15 protein-coding genes are annotated in these 18,405 nt (G+C 46.2%); 3 read left to right on the forward strand and 12 right to left on the reverse strand.

From position 1 onward, the window contains the following. Positions 1-348: 348 nt before the first annotated feature. Positions 349-795, reverse strand: coding sequence for a tellurite resistance TerB family protein (locus QE390_RS19345; RefSeq protein ID WP_307143387.1), 447 nt, complete (start codon positions 793-795; stop codon positions 349-351). A gap of 624 nt (positions 796-1,419) precedes the next feature. Here QE390_RS19345 and QE390_RS19350 point away from each other — a divergent pair. After that, a complete protein-coding gene (locus tag QE390_RS19350) occupies positions 1,420-2,850 on the forward strand; it encodes a hypothetical protein (protein WP_307143388.1) in 1,431 nt (476 codons plus the stop codon). Positions 2,851-2,859: 9 nt separating this feature from the next. Continuing rightward, positions 2,860-3,894: a T9SS type A sorting domain-containing protein gene (locus tag QE390_RS19355; protein ID WP_307143389.1), complete on the forward strand. Its 1,035-nt coding sequence runs from the start codon at positions 2,860-2,862 to the stop codon at positions 3,892-3,894. 310 nt (positions 3,895-4,204) lie between these two features. Here the strand turns inward: QE390_RS19355 and QE390_RS19360 are convergent, their stop codons facing one another. From QE390_RS19360 to QE390_RS19395, 8 genes are all read right to left on the reverse strand, one after another. Next, positions 4,205-4,735 carry a ferritin-like domain-containing protein gene (locus QE390_RS19360; protein ID WP_307143390.1) on the reverse strand — a complete coding sequence of 177 codons (531 nt, stop codon included), beginning with the start codon at positions 4,733-4,735 and terminating at the stop codon, positions 4,205-4,207. A gap of 157 nt (positions 4,736-4,892) precedes the next feature. Continuing rightward, the gene (locus tag QE390_RS19365; RefSeq protein ID WP_307143391.1) at positions 4,893-8,027 is read right to left on the reverse strand and encodes an efflux RND transporter permease subunit; all 3,135 of its coding nucleotides are present in this window, start codon (positions 8,025-8,027) and stop codon (positions 4,893-4,895) included. A gap of 102 nt (positions 8,028-8,129) precedes the next feature. Further along, on the reverse strand, positions 8,130-9,185 hold the full coding sequence (locus QE390_RS19370) for an efflux RND transporter periplasmic adaptor subunit (RefSeq protein ID WP_307143392.1): 1,056 nt from the start codon (positions 9,183-9,185) through the stop codon (positions 8,130-8,132). Between the two features lie 18 nt (positions 9,186-9,203). Next, a complete protein-coding gene (locus QE390_RS19375; protein ID WP_307143393.1) occupies positions 9,204-10,544 on the reverse strand; it encodes a TolC family protein in 1,341 nt (446 codons plus the stop codon). A gap of 41 nt (positions 10,545-10,585) precedes the next feature. Continuing rightward, entirely contained in the window at positions 10,586-11,065 is a 480-nt protein-coding gene (locus QE390_RS19380) for a MarR family winged helix-turn-helix transcriptional regulator (RefSeq protein ID WP_307143394.1), read from the reverse strand. A 157-nt stretch (positions 11,066-11,222) separates the two neighbouring features. Next, positions 11,223-11,663 carry a hypothetical protein gene (locus QE390_RS19385; RefSeq protein WP_307143395.1) on the reverse strand — a complete coding sequence of 147 codons (441 nt, stop codon included), beginning with the start codon at positions 11,661-11,663 and terminating at the stop codon, positions 11,223-11,225. Between the two features lie 109 nt (positions 11,664-11,772). Next, entirely contained in the window at positions 11,773-13,272 is a 1,500-nt protein-coding gene (locus tag QE390_RS19390) for a glycoside hydrolase family 130 protein (protein WP_198555168.1), read from the reverse strand. Between the two features lie 105 nt (positions 13,273-13,377). Next, entirely contained in the window at positions 13,378-15,675 is a 2,298-nt protein-coding gene (locus QE390_RS19395; protein ID WP_307143396.1) for a glycosyltransferase family 4 protein, read from the reverse strand. Between the two features lie 232 nt (positions 15,676-15,907). Between QE390_RS19395 and QE390_RS19400 the strand changes: the two genes are divergently transcribed. Beyond that, positions 15,908-16,789, forward strand: a complete 882-nt coding sequence (locus QE390_RS19400) for an SDR family oxidoreductase (RefSeq protein ID WP_307143397.1) — start codon at positions 15,908-15,910, stop codon at positions 16,787-16,789. A 48-nt stretch (positions 16,790-16,837) separates the two neighbouring features. On the opposite strand, the gene QE390_RS19405 is transcribed toward QE390_RS19400, so the two are convergent. From QE390_RS19405 to QE390_RS19415, 3 genes are all read right to left on the reverse strand, one after another. Next, a complete protein-coding gene (locus QE390_RS19405) occupies positions 16,838-17,287 on the reverse strand; it encodes a response regulator (protein ID WP_307143398.1) in 450 nt (149 codons plus the stop codon). 174 nt (positions 17,288-17,461) lie between these two features. Continuing rightward, on the reverse strand, positions 17,462-17,794 hold the full coding sequence (locus QE390_RS19410; RefSeq protein ID WP_157830247.1) for a hypothetical protein: 333 nt from the start codon (positions 17,792-17,794) through the stop codon (positions 17,462-17,464). Positions 17,795-17,815: 21 nt separating this feature from the next. Then, complete coding sequence (locus QE390_RS19415) at positions 17,816-18,388, reverse strand: hypothetical protein (RefSeq protein ID WP_106635930.1); 573 nt, start codon at positions 18,386-18,388, stop codon at positions 17,816-17,818. Positions 18,389-18,405: the final 17 nt, after the last annotated feature.

Genomic DNA, 18,405 nt, shown 5'->3' on the forward strand with positions numbered 1-18,405 from the left:
GCATGAATAATAGGGGAGACAAGTCCGCATGTCTTAAATTATACGATTCAGCTAATACAGCTATAAAGGGCCCTATGATTATCCTGAGCTCAAGTTATACAGGTTCACAACGGTCAATACATGAAATCTATGCAGGATTCAAAGCTTATAAGAAGCTTTCTATAGAAACTAAGCGACTATTGATTAAATCCATCAAGTCGAAATATCCATAATTAATATACTAATTTTCAATAATTTAAATATTATACATATTTGATTTGATCTTAAATTTTCGAAACAGAGAATCTTTAACACAAGGTCATGGCACTTCACACTCCATGACCTTGAATATAACAAAGACAGTTAGTATTACCGAATTTTGTTTTTCAGTAAAGCTACTTCTGTAATCTTTTGAGCTTGTGCTTCTGAAACTGAAAGAGCATCCTTTAAAAAATCCAGTACTTTAGCCTCCTCCGGGTCTACTACTCCATCTGCTAGAATAATATCTACTGCATAAAATAGTGTAGTTTCCCTCAAATCAGCACTAATTGATTTTGCAGCTACTTCTACCAGACCCTTAGCCCCTCCTAGGGTTTTAAAGTTATCGCGAGCCTTATGGATATAGGGCATGGCATTAGAGGTTCTTAAGAACTTGTCTTTAGTACTTAAAAATGAGGCCAATTCATCTATTTCATCATCGCTTAAGTACCCATCGGCACAGGCACAAGCATAGAGAATAGATACAAAAGCTTCACGCTCATCATTAATAGTAATTTGAACAGGTTGGGCTTTAAAAAGAGAATCAAAGAATCCCATAAATTTAATTATTTGCGTTTGAGCTGGAAATTTAGTAAATTCTCTAATTTTGTTAATATTTAGCAATAAATAATTTTTCTATTGAAAATTCCTATGTACTCATAATCCAGACTTCAATTATCACTATACCATATAAAAAAGAATTATAGCTTATATAGTAAGTAATATAGCTCCCGGAATAATGTAGCTATCAAAGTTATGGGTTTCCGTTTTCATTAGATAGTAGTAGGTACTTAACTCCCTACTTCTTCCAGAAAGGCAATCTAACCTTCGCTCACTCCAACTATTACAACATTAAGCCTAAAAACAACATTTGAAACATCAGATATTGCCAGTTATAGACTAGATAATGAGCAACATAAATCGCTCCTTCAAGTCCTATAGAGAACTTACCAACGGCTAGACGCCCTCCTACTTGGTCAATCTCAAAAGTCTACTTTTAGAATATATTCGAGAACATAGTTTTGAGTTAGGAATATCTAAATCCTATAACTTTTGAACTTATTGTCTATCAACAATAACTCTTGAGCATATATTTCTAACTCTTGCTGTCTTTATGATACGTATATTGCCGAATATTCAAACTATGGAATAGCCATAACCCCCTATCTATCAAACTTATTTATGAAACAGCATTACCTTAGTGGGCTATTGTTAGGTTGCCTATTAGCGGGCGGGGCTGCTCAGGCTCAGCTAGTTATAGATGGCACTAATTTCACTAATATGGGTACAGTCACCAACCGCGATGCCTATACTCTCATTACCAATGCCTCTGGTTCCGCTTACTCGGCTTCGGGTGGAGCCGTTTTCCAGCATTACGAAACCTCTGCTGATGCTTTCAGAGTGAATAGTGCCTACAATGCCAACGGAACTGGAGGAAGTACCGATGCCTTTAGTGGTCCCAACGGAACCGCTGGTACGCAGGGGGTGTCAGGGTCAGTAGCTCCTAACTTTTCTACCCTGCTGCTTCAAAATGGCAGTACCAGTCTGTTTGCCTTTACCAATACAGCTGGGGCCAACGTTTATACTGCCGTTACCTTTCAAAACGCCTTAACGACTACCCTCCGCAATTTGCATCAGGCGGGAGCCCTTCGCTTCCAAGCCGGGGCTACTTACTCAGGCGGCACTACCGATGCTCAGCACGTGGACGGCTATGTTTCCAAAATCGGCAACACGGCTTTTACTTTTCCTATAGGTTCTGCTACCGACCTGCGGACGTTGGCTCTGGCCGCTTCCACGGATGCCAGTAATCACATCAGTGCGGCTTGGTTTGCCGGTAGTCCCGCTACGGTGACGGATCCTTCCGATAATGCTACCCACTCGGTGACTTCTTTAACTGGTCCTATCACGGGTGTTTCTACTGTGGGCTTCTGGGATTATATCCGCGTAGCTGGATCAGGAGCTGTCAATGTAACCGTCTCCATCCCCGATGTTACCAGTTTTGGTACGGCTGCCTCACTACGACTGGTGGGCTGGAATGGCTCATCCTGGATTAACTTAAGCGGTTCCACCGGAGCAAGCGGCAATACTGAAAACAGTACGCTCTCAGGCACGATTCCTGCCGGCACTACCATTACGGCTCTGGCCATTGGTAAAGCCGCTGCTGCTCTGCCCGATTTGACGGTAAGTGCAGAGATTGATAACAGCGAGTTCACACAACCCGGTCAGACTAACGGCCACGGCTATCTCGTCACCCTCTACGAAATCAAAGGCGTAGCCACTTCTGACGTGATCACTTTTATCATCCAGCGGCCCGCCAACTGGAGCTTTGACTACCCCGCCAACGCGACCACCATCAATGTCAACGGCGGTACCACGGTTGATAATGCCAACTGGACCCTCTCTGCCTCAGGTCGCTTTCTCACTGTCACTTCCAAACCGGGCGTGAGCATTCCGGCCAATGGCTCCGTTAGAATCGGTATCAATTTCTTCGTACCTACTGCTCTGGCTGAAAACACCACCCAGAACGTAACCATTAACATTAACGCCGGTACTGGCGGCGGGGAAACGCCCTCCTCCAACAACCTTGCAGTCACCGCCCTGACTTTCAACTAATTATCATTCGTGAAAAAAAACTATTTTCTTACCCTGGCCCTGCTTGGCTCAGCTTTAGGGCTGCGGGCTCAGGATATGAGCGTCGAGCTCGCGGCTAACTCCCCTGCCGTGGTGCAGGGTGGAACCGATTTCATCACCCTGCGACTCTGTAACAACAGCTCCAGCATTCCCCTGGCCGCCAATCGCATTCGCCCCCGCGTCAGCTTTCCCTCGGAGATCACCACCCCCACTACCGTCACCAACGCCGACGGATCACCCCTGACGGGTTTCAGTGAAGAAACCCGCCTCTCGACCAACGTCGTTCGTCTGATCAATACTTCCCCCATCGCCGCAGGCACCTGCGTCAACCTCCGCCTTTACTACGAGGGAACCCAGGCTGGCAGCCAATCAGCTACCGCCAATACTGCCTGGCAGGGAGCTCCCCCCATCGAAAACGATGCGACCAACGATAACGCGACCCTCACCCTCAACGTCACGGCTAGTACTCCCGTCTCGCTGGCAGCCTTTACCCTGCGAGCTCAGGGGCATAACGCCGAGCTGAGCTGGAGCACGGCTCAGGAGCGAAACAATGCCTTCTTTGAGGTGCAGCACTCCACCAATGGCCGCAGCTTTGAGACCGTGGGACAGGTCGCTGGCAAGGGTACCACTGCCCAGCGGCAGCAGTACCACTTTACTCATGCGGAACTCAACCCCGCTCTGACGCATTACTACCGTCTCAAACAAGTAGATTTCAACGGTAAATCAGAGCTGAGTGTGGTGCGTTCGCTGCAACTCGAAGGCTATCAGGGCATTAGTTTGTGGGCGGCTACCCAGAGCGATCGGACCGTCAAAGCGGTGGTGAATTATGGCGATGAGGAGCTGGCCAAAGCCGCCCGGGTGAGTCTGCTGGACTTATCAGGTCGCACGCTGAGTACCCAACAACTTGAGCTGGTGAAAGGGCTCAATGCCATCGAATTCCAGACATCTTCGCTGGGTTCAGGCCTGTACCTCATCCGACTGGAAAACCCCAGCAAAAACCAGGCCGTCAAAGTAGCTCTGCCTTAAATTAAGGCTTTACGTATAGACTTGAAGAATTGTATTTCAACCGTCCATGGGCTGACCGTTCGCTCAAAAACAACCTAAACATTTGTTAATAATATCTATTTTATGATTAACATTGCTTAGCTATTTTACACAACCAAACTTCACCTGGAGTCGTAAATAGCGTGGGAGTAATCCCATGGTTGGAGACGTTGGCGGACGTCGTAGCGTTCGGGTAAAACCGGGCAGTTTATAAAAACCAACCCATCAAAAAAATCCATACTGGTAGTATGGATTTTTTTTTCAAAAGTTTCTTACCTATAAAAACAGAAAGCTAGTTTTCTATCAATGACGAAGCGTTAATAAACGTTTCTGCCAGATTGGTAAGCTTTACATCCGTTGCTTCTTCTTCCTGTAAAGTAGCATGCAACAGCCGGGCTGCTTCTTCGTAACCCAGAATTTTTGCCCATGCGGTCAAGGTACCGTACGAAGCAATTTCATAGTGCTCTACTTTCTGACAAGCAGCAATAATACCCGCGTCTCGCGTCAGCGTACCCGATTGCGTCTCAGCGACTATATCCTGACCTTCTTCTACCAGTCCAGCCATGGCTTCGCACTTGACGCCTTCGGCTTCTACGCCAATAGAAGTAAAGATTTGCTCCAGGCGGGCAATCTGTCCTTCCGTTTCTGCCAGGTGTTTGCGTATACCGTTTTTCAATTCATCCGAGGTAGCCGCCGCTTCCATTTCGGGTAGGGCTTCGGTCAGTTTGTTTTCTGCCCAGTAAATGTCTTTTAATTGAGCGATGAATAATTCGGAAAGGCCCTCAGCCTTATCTGTTTTAAATAAATCTGCAATACTTGCCATGATTGTACATAGGTTGGTTTGTATCAATCATTCCGAAAAGGATATTCCACTGCTGAAAAGGGGTGATCCAGCCACGACAGAGGCGAAGAGTTACCCCAAAGAGGGCAAAAAAAAACGGCTCCCTTTTGAAAAGGAGCCGTCGTTTGCAAATGAAGTGTTATTCATTCATTAATCGGGAAGCCGTCAACTCTTCAGGCTTTTGGGGTTGAGGTTCTTTTTTCTGGAAACGAGCCAGAATACGATCCACAACTAGGTACACCGAAGGTACCACAAACAAGGTTAAGACTAACGAACTCGTCAAGCCACCAATGATTACCCAGGCCATCCCATTTTTGGTTTCGGCCCCTGCCCCACTAGCCAGAGCGATAGGTAACATCCCGAAGATCATCGCCAGCGTAGTCATCAGGATTGGACGAAGACGTTCTTTACCTGCTTCTACCAGAGCAGCTACTACCTCTTTACCTTCAGCCTTGAGGTGGTTGGCAAAATCTACGATCAGAATGGCGTTTTTCGCTACCAGACCCATCAGCATGATCATACCTACAATGGAGAATACCGTTAAGCTTTCCATCGTCAGAGCCAGAGCTAGTAAAGCTCCAATCAGGGCCACGGGGATGGAGAAAAGTACTACGAATGGATACACTACACTTTCGTACAGGGCCACCATGATAAAGTAAACCAGCAGGATAGCCATGATTAAGGCCAGACCCAGGCTACCAAAGGCATCCGACTGTTGCTGTAGCTGACCTAAGTACTGCACAGAAACGCCTTCGCCTAAATTCACAGACTTCATCTTTTCCTTGATGTCGTCCCCTACCGTTCCTACCGGACGGCCCACTACCTGAGCGTTAACAGTAATCGAAGATAATCGATCATTACGCTCCAGCACGCTTTCTCCCACGCGTTCGTCTACCTGAGCAAACTGCGATAACTCAAAAGAACGTCCCTGGTTGTTCACAAATAAGAGGTGTCCTACGTCATTGGCACTGGATCGGTTAAATTGATCCAGGTTCACCAGAATGTCATATTCATTACCATTCTGCTTGAATTTAGCCCGGTCGTCACCACGGAAAGCCGTTTGCAGGGCCACCCCAACATCAGCGGCACTAATGCCCAACTGAGCCATTTTTTCACGATCCAGCTTGATGGAAACCTCGGGCTTCGGATCTTTTACCGAGTATTTTACGTCCTGTGTACCGGGGGTCGATTTTGTTATCTTCAGCACTTCCGCTGCTGCTTTGCGGATGGAGTTCATGTCGGTACCTTTTACGGCAATCTGAATGGGTGCTTCGGATGCCCCTACAATACCTACCGGGCTTGCCGTTACTTTCACTCCAGGAATTTTACTGATTTCTTTCTTAACCTCCATCCCGAACTCATCGGTTGAATAGGTTCGTTCTTTCTTATCCACCAGTTTCACGTTAATATCCGCGATGTTACTGTTGGAAGTCGAAGCGATAGCCGTACTGGTATACCCTACGTTTGAAAACACGTTTGTTACGCCGGGGTGCTTGAGCAGAATTTGTTCTGCTTTCTGAACGGCTTCGTTGGTTTGGTAAACCGAAGTCGTTGGAGCTAACTCCAATTGAATGGCAATCTCGCCCTGATCAGAGGCAGGCATGAAAGCACCTCCAATGAATCCAGCGGGAACCAGAGCAATGGAGCCTACAAAAAGTAGAATCACCACCAGGAACACCCAGCGTTTATGGCTCAGAGCCGTCTTCAGTACGCTACCGTAATAAGCAATGAGGCGATCAATGAACCGTTCGAACCCTATGTTAATTTTTCCCCAAAGTGATTTTGGATTCAAATGCTCCAGCTTACCGAAACGAGATACCAGCAAAGGCGTGATGGTAAAGGAAACCATCAAACTCATCAAGGTAGAGAATACTACCACGAGGGCAAATTCCCGGAGGATATTTCCAATCAAACCGCCCGTCATGGCTAGTGGCACGAATACCACAACGTCAACCAGGGTAATAGCCAGAGCGGTAAACCCAATTTCACTCCGTCCGTCGATAGCGGCCTGACGACGATCCTTACCCATTTCCATGTGGCGGGTAATATTCTCCAGAATTACAATGGAGTCATCGACGAGGATCCCTACCACCAGCGAAAGGGCCATCAGCGTCATCAGGTTTAGCGAGAAGCCTGATAAATACATCAGCATAAACGTCGGCAGAATCGACGAAGGTACCGCGACAAGAACGAATAAAGAGGATCGGAAACTGTGCAGGAATAAGAGCATTACAACCGACACAATCACCACCGCCAGAAATAAATCGTCTACTACGGCAGTGGCTGAAGCCAGGGTATAAATAGACTGATCCGCCGCAATATTGAATTTCAGTCCAATGGACGAGTACTGTTTTTCAAGCGTAGCGATCCGTTCTTTTACCAGCTTACTTACGTCAACGGCATTGGCATCACTTTGCTTTAATACCTGAAGACCCACCGAAGGAATACCATTGATGTGGTTGATGGCAGTAACCTTAGCCGTACCATCCACTACTTCTCCCAAATCTTTCAGTAATACGTCACCACCGCCGGGTTTACGAGCTACGATCAGCTCCCGCATTTTGGCAACGGATTGCACCGTCGCATCAAAGTGAATGGAATACTGGGACTGTTGCGTTTCAATTTGACCCGCCGGGTAACTAGCATTGGCATTATATACGGCCTGAGAAACCTGACCGATGGAAATACCATAGGCCCGTAATTTAGCAGGGTCAATGTTCACCTGAATTTCCCGCTCGGTTCCACCGACTAAGTTTACCTGACCTACCCCAGCTACATTCGATAACTGTGGTTTCAGTTTTTCATCGATCAAATCGTAGAGTTGCGTTGGGGCCAGTTTGGCCGTTACGCCCATCCGCAGAACGGGTAACTCATCCGTTGAGAATTTATTGAGAATCGGATCGTCTACGTCGTCGGGTAACTGCGAAAGAATCTGATCGATTTTCCGCTGAGCATCCTGCTGGGCCTGATTCACATCAACGCCGTTTTTCAGCTGAATGATAACGGAAGAAACACCTTCCTGAGATGTGGATTTCAAACGATCCAGACCTTCCAGAGACGAAAGGGCATCTTCTATTTTTTTGGTAACGTTGGTTTCCACCTCATCGGCGGCAGCCCCCCGATAAACCGTAGAAACACTGATTACGTTCGCCTCAAATTTGGGCAGCAGGTTATACGAAAGCTGCTGATAACTAATGACTCCAAACAGAATGAGTACCGTAAAAATGGTAGTCACCAGCAAGGGTCTTTTTATGGCTACTTCGGTTATCGACATATTTTTATTTAGTTTTTCGTTGATGGTTGTAAGTTGTTAGAAAGGGGTAATAACACCTCCAACAAACTGTCAATCAAACAACTAGTAACAAACAACTATCAACTACTTCGTAATTTGCACGGCAGAGCCTTCGCTTAGGTTGATCTGACCTGTGGTTACTACTTTTTCTCCGGCGTTGAGGCCCGATAATACTTCAATGTTATCGCCTAATTCACGACCTACCTGAATCTTCCGCTGCTTCACTACCTGGCCTTCTACTACATACACGTAAGGATTTTTCACACTCTCTACCAGAGCTGAACGTGGAATTTGCAGGGCTCTCTGATTTGATTTTTGTGAGAAATCAACGTTCACGAATGTTCCCGCCTTGAGTGTATTACCGTTTTGAATCGTGATCTCTACGGGATAATTGTGTTGCTCATCCCCCTGAGGAGCGATATAACTGATGGAGCCGTTGAACACGCGATCAGGAAATACGCTGGTGGTTAACTTAACGCTGTGTCCTTCTTTCAGTGCATACACATCACTTTCGTTCACTAATACCTGCACTTTCAAACGGCTGATATCCAGAACGGTACCCAGAGAAGTTCCTACGTTTACGTATTCGCCGGGTTCGATGTTTTTCTTTACGACACGACCGCTAATCGGAGCTTTGATCGTAGCATCCGAAATCTGTTTTTTGATTTGCTGAGCCTGATTAACAGCGTTATCGTAGTTATACTTGGTGTCGTTTACCTGTAATTCGGTTGTAGCGTTGCCCGCGTAAAGCGTGTTGTAACGGCTTACATCCTTTTTCAGCTTTTCGATGTTCAGTTGAGTTGCTTCAAGGGATAACTCTTTCAGTTGGTTATCTACCTGTACCATCGTAGCCCCCTGGCGAACCGACGAGCCTAACTCGAAATTAACCTTCATTACCTTACCTGCAGCCGTAGCCATAATTTCGGCTTCCCGGAACGGAATCAGGTTACCCGTTTTGATGAGTTGCTGGGACACTTCGCCTTCCTGCACCGTTGCAACGGTTACTGGAATCTGGACGTTTGTGTTGGTCGAAATTTGATTTTTCTCGTCAAGTTTTTTCTTGTTCGACGCAAGCTGGAAGCCAATTAACCCAATAATGGCAACGATTGCGATGATGACGATTATGGTTGTACGTTTCATGGTTATAGGGAAAGACGTCTAAAGTTGATTATAGAAATTCAGAAGTGTACCCTGCGACTGCTCCAGATCGAGCTGAGCCTGGTAATAGTTAATGAGTGAGTTGATATAATTCGATTGAGCCTCACGGTAAGACTTATCCGCATTCAGTAAGTCCGTCAGGTTTTTAACCCCCTGCTTGTATTGAAGCGTCGTGATGTCATACACCTGCTGAGCAAGTTTCACCGTCCGGTCGTCATTTTCCGTATTGGTTCTGGCCCGGATCAATTGAGACTCAGCGTTGTTATACTGCAACTTGTATGCCTCCGTATTCAAACGCTGCTGTTCTTCCTGCGTCATTACCGTCAACCGATTCTGCTGATACTGAGCGTCTCTTCTAAAGCCATCAAAAATGGGCAGATTCAAACGCAGGCCAACCGTACCAAAACCCAGGAAGTTTTGAAAAGCTCCCCCGAACTGATTCGAAAAAGAAAGCGTACCGTAACTCGCATTGGCCGTTAATGTGGGAAGATACCCAGCTTTTGTACGGGCCATCTGAATGCGTTGCAGGTCCAGATTCCGTTCGCCCTGTTGGAAACTAACCAGGTTTCGGGGATCAAATTCCTGCTTTTGTGCCTTAGGTAATTGTTTCAGAATACTCGAGTCCGTTAACATTAAGGGCTGATCCTGAGACAATCCCATTTGATACTTCAATTGATTGATGGCTAATTCCAGCGAATTCTCGGCTAATACCAACTGTGAGCGAGTGTTGTTGTAACTCACTTCCGTATTAGTATAATCCACGGGCTGAATCACGCCGTTGTCCCGTTGCAATTTCAGAACCCCTAGTACCTGTTCGGTACGGGTCATGTTATCTTTCAACAGAGCAATCTGTTGCTGGGAGACAAAAACCTGGTAATAGTTTTTGGTGATGTTATAAATCACATCTTCCTGCGTCTGGCGAGTATTTAGCTCGGCTAATTTCTGGTTGGGCTCATTTGCCTTGATGCCCAGAATAAGCGTTTTGTCGTAAATCGTCTGCGTAGCCTGAGCCGATACTGTATTTTGGTACTTCTGACCAAAAGCAACGGTCAGTGGTTCGGGGTTGCCGAAGGTTCCAGCGGGAATAACACTTCGCTGCAACTTGATGTTATCCGTAAACGTACCCGTACCCGTTACCTGTGGTAAATATTGAGAGATTGCTTCACGGGCCTGCTGGTTGGCCGTTTCAACTTTGTACTGGGCAAGTCTTACGCCTCCAAAGTTTTTCAGACCATATTCCAAGCACTGTTTTAAGGTCCACCCCTGCTGCGTATTTTGAGCTCCGCTGAGTGAGGGTAACACCGCCATCAACATTGCAATCAAAAAAGTGTTCGTTTTCATGGGAAACTGTTGATATATCAATAATAAATCAAATAGGAAGATTACTTTTCTGCATTTTGGGCAATGGCTTCTATTTTGCTTCGGATTCTTCGCAAGACGGCGATTTCATCCGCTTCAAAATACTTTTCAATTTCAGTATTCATGCCTTCCAAAGCCTCAGTAGCCTTCTCCACAAAGAGCTTACCTGCTGGTGTTAGAACTACTACATTCTTTCGCTTATCCTGACCATCAGTCGTACTTCTCAAGTAACCATCTCGCTGTAAGGTCTGGATAGACCGCTGAATACCAGCTTTATTCTTTTGAAGAATATTTGCAATATCCTGTTGAGAAGGTGGATTTTTCAAATAATTGATCGTCATCAAAATTCGAATCTGCTCAATTTGAAGAGCATATCCCAGCTTGTTCAGCCAACGATTGGTATCCCGTACAATCAAATGAGAAAGCCCCAAGATGTTTACGATAAAAAGCTTCTTAATTCGTTCAACGGAAGCCTCATCTTTTAATTCATAATTTTCTTTCATGGGATTCATGCTGCAAAACTAACATTCGTTTACATATCAACCAATACCGTTCAAAAAATGTTTCCACCGATCATCATTAATTTAGGGCATAAAAAATCCCGTCTGCGGTTACACACAGACGGGATTTTTTTATGTACTCAGCTATAAATAGGGCTGTTTATGCAAGAGCGGTAGTACGAATGTTTCGTAACCAGCTTAAATTTTCAGACATGTATTCCCGACGCTTGGTCAGGGTTTTGTATAACTCAGGGAAAGCGGTCAGACAACGGTGCTCCATTACTGATTCAAAAGCGTTCAGAATAGAAACGGTACCGCTCTCACAACCATCCAGTTCTTCATCCCAATCCATGGCAGGAGAAGCAGCCACCACTTCCGTTTCCTCTTCTTCCTGTATTCCATATTGACGTGTATACCGATGGAGTTCATCTGCCAGGCATTCGTTTTCAACGTTCATCCGTGATAAACGTTGTCTGAGCCGAGGCATTTTAGCTTCATGACTCAGGTGAGCATACTTGGATTGACATTCCCGGGCCGCCCGAACGAGCTGGCTTAGAGATTGGACCAATACGCGAAGTTCGTTAGGTGCAGTAGTTCCCATGATATATAGTATGTTAGTCTGACGGATTACGGATTACCTATTTAGTATCAAAACCATGCCGTGCGATTAAATTACTATCAATCAATGAATTAAGGCAATAAAATCCCCATTATCTGGATTCAGTCTCAACCGTTTCCGCATTTTTCCCCACCGCATTGTCCCGCTCCTGTAACAAGGCCTGCATCAGCTCATCCATGGGAACTGTTGCAAAGCCCGTCGAATAATCAGACATGGCATAGGGAATTAACAGCTTGTCAGCGTGAATAACCGCTCCACAGGTATAAACCACGTTAGGTACATACCCCTCCCGCTCTTCCCCCTGCGGGGTTAGAATGGGGTAAGGCAAGCGGGCTAATACTACCTCTGGATTATTAAGGTCCAGCAGGAACACACCAATGCAATACTTCCGCATTGCTCCCACCCCGTGGCTTAATACCAGCCAGCCTTCCGGCGTTTCGATGGGAGAACCACAGTTTCCTAACTGCACAAACTCCCAGGGATACTTGGGAGCTAATAATAGCTTGCTGGTTTCCCAGAAAAACAGGTTATCCGATTCCATCAGGAAGATGTTCTCACCATCCTGCCGACCCAGCATGACGTATTTCCCATTTACTTTTCGTGGAAACAAAGCCATGCCCTTGTTCTTGACGACATCCCCAGCCATGGTTTTTACCCGGAAATCAATGAAATCCCTGGTTTCGAGTAACTGCGGAAAAATAACACGTCCGTTATAAGCCGTGTAAGTGGCGTAATAGGTGGTTTTTCCATCTTCCTCCGTGAATTCTACGAAACGGGCATCTTCCATGCCATTCATTTCATTGGGAGAATAAGGGAACAGGATGCGTTCGCTCAACGCCCGATCATCACTGTAGTTAATGATGTAATTCGCCTTCATTAAAGCCAGAATTCCATCGCCTGCCACCCGATGCGTCTGGTAGGCCGGGGCTTCCTTCACGACCGGATAAACATCTGAATAACAAACTTCTTCGGGCAACTTACTGACAATGCTATTCGCAAATCCATCGTCAAGGCCCAACTCATGGAGTTTTCGCTGAAAAACGTCTCTTGAAAGATACGCTTCTTCGTAAGAGTCAGGCGGCGTTACATACCGGGAATACCCATCAAGCCAAATGCCTGCATTCTGATCGACAAAGCCGGAGCGGAAAACGATGGACGAGATGTGCCCCTCACCCGTAGCCCGCAGACTAATAATGAATCGACGGCAACCTTCGGGTAGATTGGATTGGTCGGGATGCCAGACGATGGAAGGATTAAAGAGAGCCGCAGCTTCCAGGGCGTACTCGTTAGTAAAGTAAGCCCCAATCAATAACTGGTGTAAGGGGCTCAATTCTTCCTCCAGATCAAAATAGGAAAGAATTTCTTTGGCCCGACGGTCCAGATACGTTTCAACGGCTTGGTGGCGGTGGCGAAACTCCTGAAATACCTGAGAGAGCTCTGCTTCGACTTCCTCTGCTGTCAGAGCTAGCAAACGGTTCACAATTAACACCATTCGCTCGTTGCCCAAATGAAAAGGCCGAAACAAAACCCGGCGGGGGTCTGGGTTAATAATTAGTGGGTAACGTTCTACATTCAACAGAGATTTGGTCATCTTTCAGTTCGATAGAAGTGAATTGTTCTCAATCCTAATTACCATTAGATAATGATAATCAAAATTGAGAACAACAATAAATAGTATACTAAACCTACGTTTACTTTAGTTATTCAGAGACTTGGATTCAGCCTGCTTCCGGGCTTTTTTCTGCATGATAGCAGATTGTTGCTGCGACTGGGCGGCCCGGATTTCAGCTCTGGCCATTAAAAAGGCCAGGCACGATTCAGCTCCCTGATTACAGTTCACCGAATGCGGCTGTAATCCATCATAGCAACCACCAGACGTCTCGTCATATAACGGTAAACCGGTATCATTCTTGCCTAAATACCATTCAAAAGCAGTATTAGCCGCATCGTGCCAAACATCCAGTCCCGTATAAGCGTGAGCTGCCAAGTACGCTCCAATGGACGCTGCTGCCTCCAGAGGCTGCTGATCAAACAGAGCAGGTTCACTACCCATAGGATAGAAACCTTCGGAGCCAATGGGTCTGAAGTGCCCTGCCGGAGCAGTTTGCACATCGCGTAACCATTCCAGCGTATGCAGACCTACCAACTGATGTTCAGGAACATCCGAACATAACAGAGCCTGTGATAAACGAGCGTTATCGTAACTCAGGATAGGTTCGAACCAATACCAGTGTGGACGAGCGGCCTGACGCAGAAGACCACACAAACGATCACCTAACTGTTTCCTTAACTCTCGTTTATGACGTTCACCAGGATAACGATGCAGGTATTCGCTCAGACCCAGCATGGTGAAAGCCCAGCTTCGGGGTGAGGTCATTTCCAGAACTTTATCGATAGAACGGTCGAACAAATCACGAGCCCAGTTCCGAAGATCAGGACGTCGAATTCGGGCAATCATCCCACCTAAAGCCCAGATAGCCCGGCCATGACTGTCATCCGAACCGTAGCTTTCCAGCCACTCCCTTCCGTAAGACATAAAGTTACGGAAACGTCCCTTTTCGGGATCAAAAGCATGATTTAAAAACGATGAAAATACATCGATCATCCAGGGAATACGGGCATCAACGATTTCTCCGTCGGCATCCAGATACGAAGCCAGCAATAAGGCCCGGGCGTTGTCGTCCGTACAATACCCTTCTTCGCGGTGAGGCAAGGTATAACGGGCGTGCTGAATGATTCCGGTAGAATCGGTTAATCGGTATAAATGATCCAGTTTAAGACTCGGCATTACCGTATAGTTCAGGTTAATCCGAGACGAAACACTGTATCCAAATAATTGTCGGTAATTGCCTACCACTTCCCGCCATACCATCGGACGGCTGAATTCATAAGCCCGCTCCCGCATTTCCTGACGATATTGTGGATCATCAAACATATGAATCAGAGCTTCAGCGATGGCTTCAGACGAACCAAAGGGTACCAGTATGCCGCGGTTATTAGCCAATAATTCTTCGGCATGCCAGTAAGGCGTGGACACCACGGCTTTACCACAGCCTACCGAATAGGCCAACGTTCCCGAGGTAATCTGGGCGGCATTCAGGTAAGGGGTTAAGTATACATCCGCCATTTCCAGATACTGAAGTAAATCTTCAAGCTCGGCGAAGCGGTTATGAAACTGAACGTGTTCGGCTACTCCTAAATCTTCAGCCAGTTTGATAAGGCTGTTTCTATATTCTTCACCACGCTCCCGAATCAGGTTAGGGTGCGTAGCTCCCAGCACTACGTACGTTAACTCCGGGTGTTTAGCTACTACGGCAGGTAAAGCGGCAATAGCCGTTTCGATACCTTTATTAGGAGAGATTAACCCGAAGGTTAATACTACCTTTTTATTTTCCAGCCCGAATTTGTTTTTAAAATCATCGGGATTAGAGAAGGGAACGTCGGGGATGCCATGAGGTATAACCGCAATTTTTTCAGGGCTGATTTCATAAATCGTTTCCAGAAACTGACGTCCTTTTTCGGACATTACCACCAGAAACGAAGAGCGTTCGGCAATTTGACGCAACACGCGGTCCTGTGAGGGCGAAGGGTCCTGAAGAACGGTATGCAAGGTGGTAATGACGGGCATTTTTACCCGATTGAGCAAATCAATGATGTACTCACCCGATTCCCCACCGTAAATACCGTACTCATGTTGTAAGCAAAGGGCTTCTACACCCGACTCATTTAAATATTTAGCTGTTTCCAAATAAGCTGACCTACTGTTCTGGTCGAAGGTATACTTTACTTCAGCGGGATAATCATAGGTTCCGGGATGATCCTCAACGGCCACTACAAACGTGTCCAGATCTTCGTAACGTTTTTGAAAATACGTTCTCAGATCATGCGTAAAGGTGGCGATTCCACACTGACGAGGGAAGTAATCTCCCAGAAAAGCAATTCGACGAACAGGTAGAGTATCAATCAAATCAGAAAAGAGCTTGTTACTATTCATAGTAAAGACGATTTATGACTCATTTTGGGTTGCTAGCACGTATAGGCTTTTATCTTAATAAAAGACAATATTTTCTTAGGCAGACAGGTTGCTTGATGAACTAAAAAATCGATACCAATTCATTAATAAGGCCACTATTCAGCGTTTTTTTCAAATTGTGGTAACATTTCCCCGTATGATTAGGGTACAATTCCAGATTTTCATAGAGCGATTGGGTACTGTTTTTTAGCTCTTGGCGGTTCCAACCAAAAATAAAACGCATATGGAAACGCAAACACCCGCTCAAACGCAAAGTCATCAACCGGGTCTGGAAACGGAAATGAACCCTAAGCCAATTTTCATCCGGGCTTCCTATCGAGGGTCAGAAAAATTAAAAGGGAAAGTAGCCCTGATTACGGGTGGTGATAGTGGCATTGGTCGCTCCGTGGCGGTTCATTACGCCCGCGAGGGAGCTGACGTAGCTATTGTTTACCTGGAAGAGAACGAAGACGCTTACGATACTCGCGAACTCGTGGAAGCGGAAGGTGGCCGTTGTTTATTGATTCAGGGGAATGTCCAGCAACCGGAATTTTGCAAAGCAGCCGTCCAGACGACCGTTCAGACGTTAGGGCAACTGGATATTCTGGTCAATAACGCCGCCGAACAACACCCTCATACATCTTTCCAGGAGTTGAGTCCCGAAGAAATGGAAAGTACTTTTCGGACGAACATTTTCTCTTTCTTCCACTTTAGCTGGGCCGCTTTGCCCTACTTGAAGACCGGTAGTAGCATTATTAATACCACTTCGGTAACGGCTTTTCGGGGCAGCGGAGGCTTAGTGGATTACTCTTCTACCAAAGGAGCCATTACTTCCTTTACTCGTTCGCTCTCGCAGCAACTGGCAGAGAAGGGCATTCGAGTCAATGCCGTTGCTCCCGGTCCAATCTGGACGCCTTTGATTCCGGCCACCTTTACGGCTGATAAAGTTGAAAAATTTGGAAAAGATACCGCTCTGGGCCGAGCCGGGCAACCCTGTGAAGTGGGTCCGTGTTACGTTTTTCTGGCTTCCGAAGATGCCAGTTACATGACGGGGCAAACGCTACATCCAAACGGGGGTGACGTGGTAAATGCCTAATAAAAAAGGACGATGCCTCTCTTCACTTCTAGGCATCGTCCTTTTGCTTTATCCGCAGGGAGGAAGTTTAACGGTATTAAACCAGAATTTCCCCAAATGTTCAACCATACTCAGTGTCTCAGTGTACGAGCTCGGCTTAACCAGATAAGAGTTAGTGCCTATGTCGTACGTATCCTGAATGTCTTTGGGGGCGTGCGATGTGGTTAATACCACCACCGGAATTTTCTTTAAATCAGGATCATTCTTCAGCTCTTTCAATACCTCTTTGCCGTTTTTGCGGGGCATATTCAAGTCTAGTAAAATGAAGCCCGGGCGAGGACTGTCTTCAGGATTTTCGTAACGACCCTTTCGTTTCAGGTAATCGCAACACTCCTGTCCGTCTGACACAAAACGAATGTCGTTGACCTGGTAATACTGTTCGAGAGCCTCCCGGAATAAATCCCGATCATCGGAATCGTCTTCTGCCATCAACAGGACGAAATCCAGCACCTTTTTCATCTGATAAGTTTCTAGAATAGAGCAAACACCTGAGCTAAAATAAGTGCCTAACTAACCTAAAGGTGTGAATAAATGTTTAAAATAGATTTTATTTCTACTTTTTTGATGGGTAAAAAGAAAGCCTCATCAACTGCATTGATGAGGCTACCTGACGTTTGTCTGCAAACGTAGTTTCTAATTGGTATTGGTCAGCGTGTTGTCTCCGTAATATTCCTGCGAGGGATGAGGCTTTGAGACACCCTGATCGCGGGTATCCATCTGCTCAATTTCGTCGATTTCATCATCGCCAATCACAATGTTGGAATCATCGGGGAAGTCTTCCTCAATAACGGCTTCATCGTCTGTTAGCTCTGGGTCTTCTTCGTCATCATAAACGGTTAGATCTTCTTCCTCGTATTCTTCATCATCCAGATCTTCATCTAACTCTTCGTCTACCTCATCTTCTTCTGGAGATAAGGAGGCTCTTACTAACTCGTCTTCTTGTGTTAATTCATTAGCCTGGTACATATCATTTATAAAGTTTAGTGATTAATCGATCTGTGTTAACTCGTCAACGGGTATCTCCCCCTGATCCGTTAATAATACCAAGGTGTTCTTTCCCTGTTGCAGGTTCTGACCCAGTCCCAGCACAAAGTAAGGGGCTGTACTGTAACGTTTGCCGGAGTTAAGAACCAATAAAGATTGCTCGGGATAAAACACATAGGAAACGCCATTTTGCGTGCCCTGCCAGCCCCCCATTGGTGTCTTTTCAGGCTCGGCGGTGGTTGCCTCCTGGGTACCTAGCCCAGTAGAAGACTGCTCCTGTCGGGAAATCGTCTCACCTGCGTGTAATGTCTCATAAGCCATCTCCTGTGAAACGGCTCTCGGAGCGAGCTCGTTAATCAATCCCAGCAAACGAGTTTTAAGACTATGATTATTCCAGTCAGTGATCATGAGCATTCCATTTTGCCATTGTCCCTGACCACCCAGCTCGGGCGAATTGAATTGTACTTGCCGACCTTTTGAACGTAACAAACCGTGCCAGATTTGATCTACGGCACTAGCACTGAAATCAAAACGTTGAGCGGCCTGTTCTAGAAAAACTGCTGTTCCCTCTCCCATTGTAATAGTTGTTTTTT

The sequence above is a fragment of the Siphonobacter sp. SORGH_AS_1065 genome, from assembly GCF_030818595.1.
GTDB lineage: Bacteria > Bacteroidota > Bacteroidia > Cytophagales > Spirosomataceae > Siphonobacter.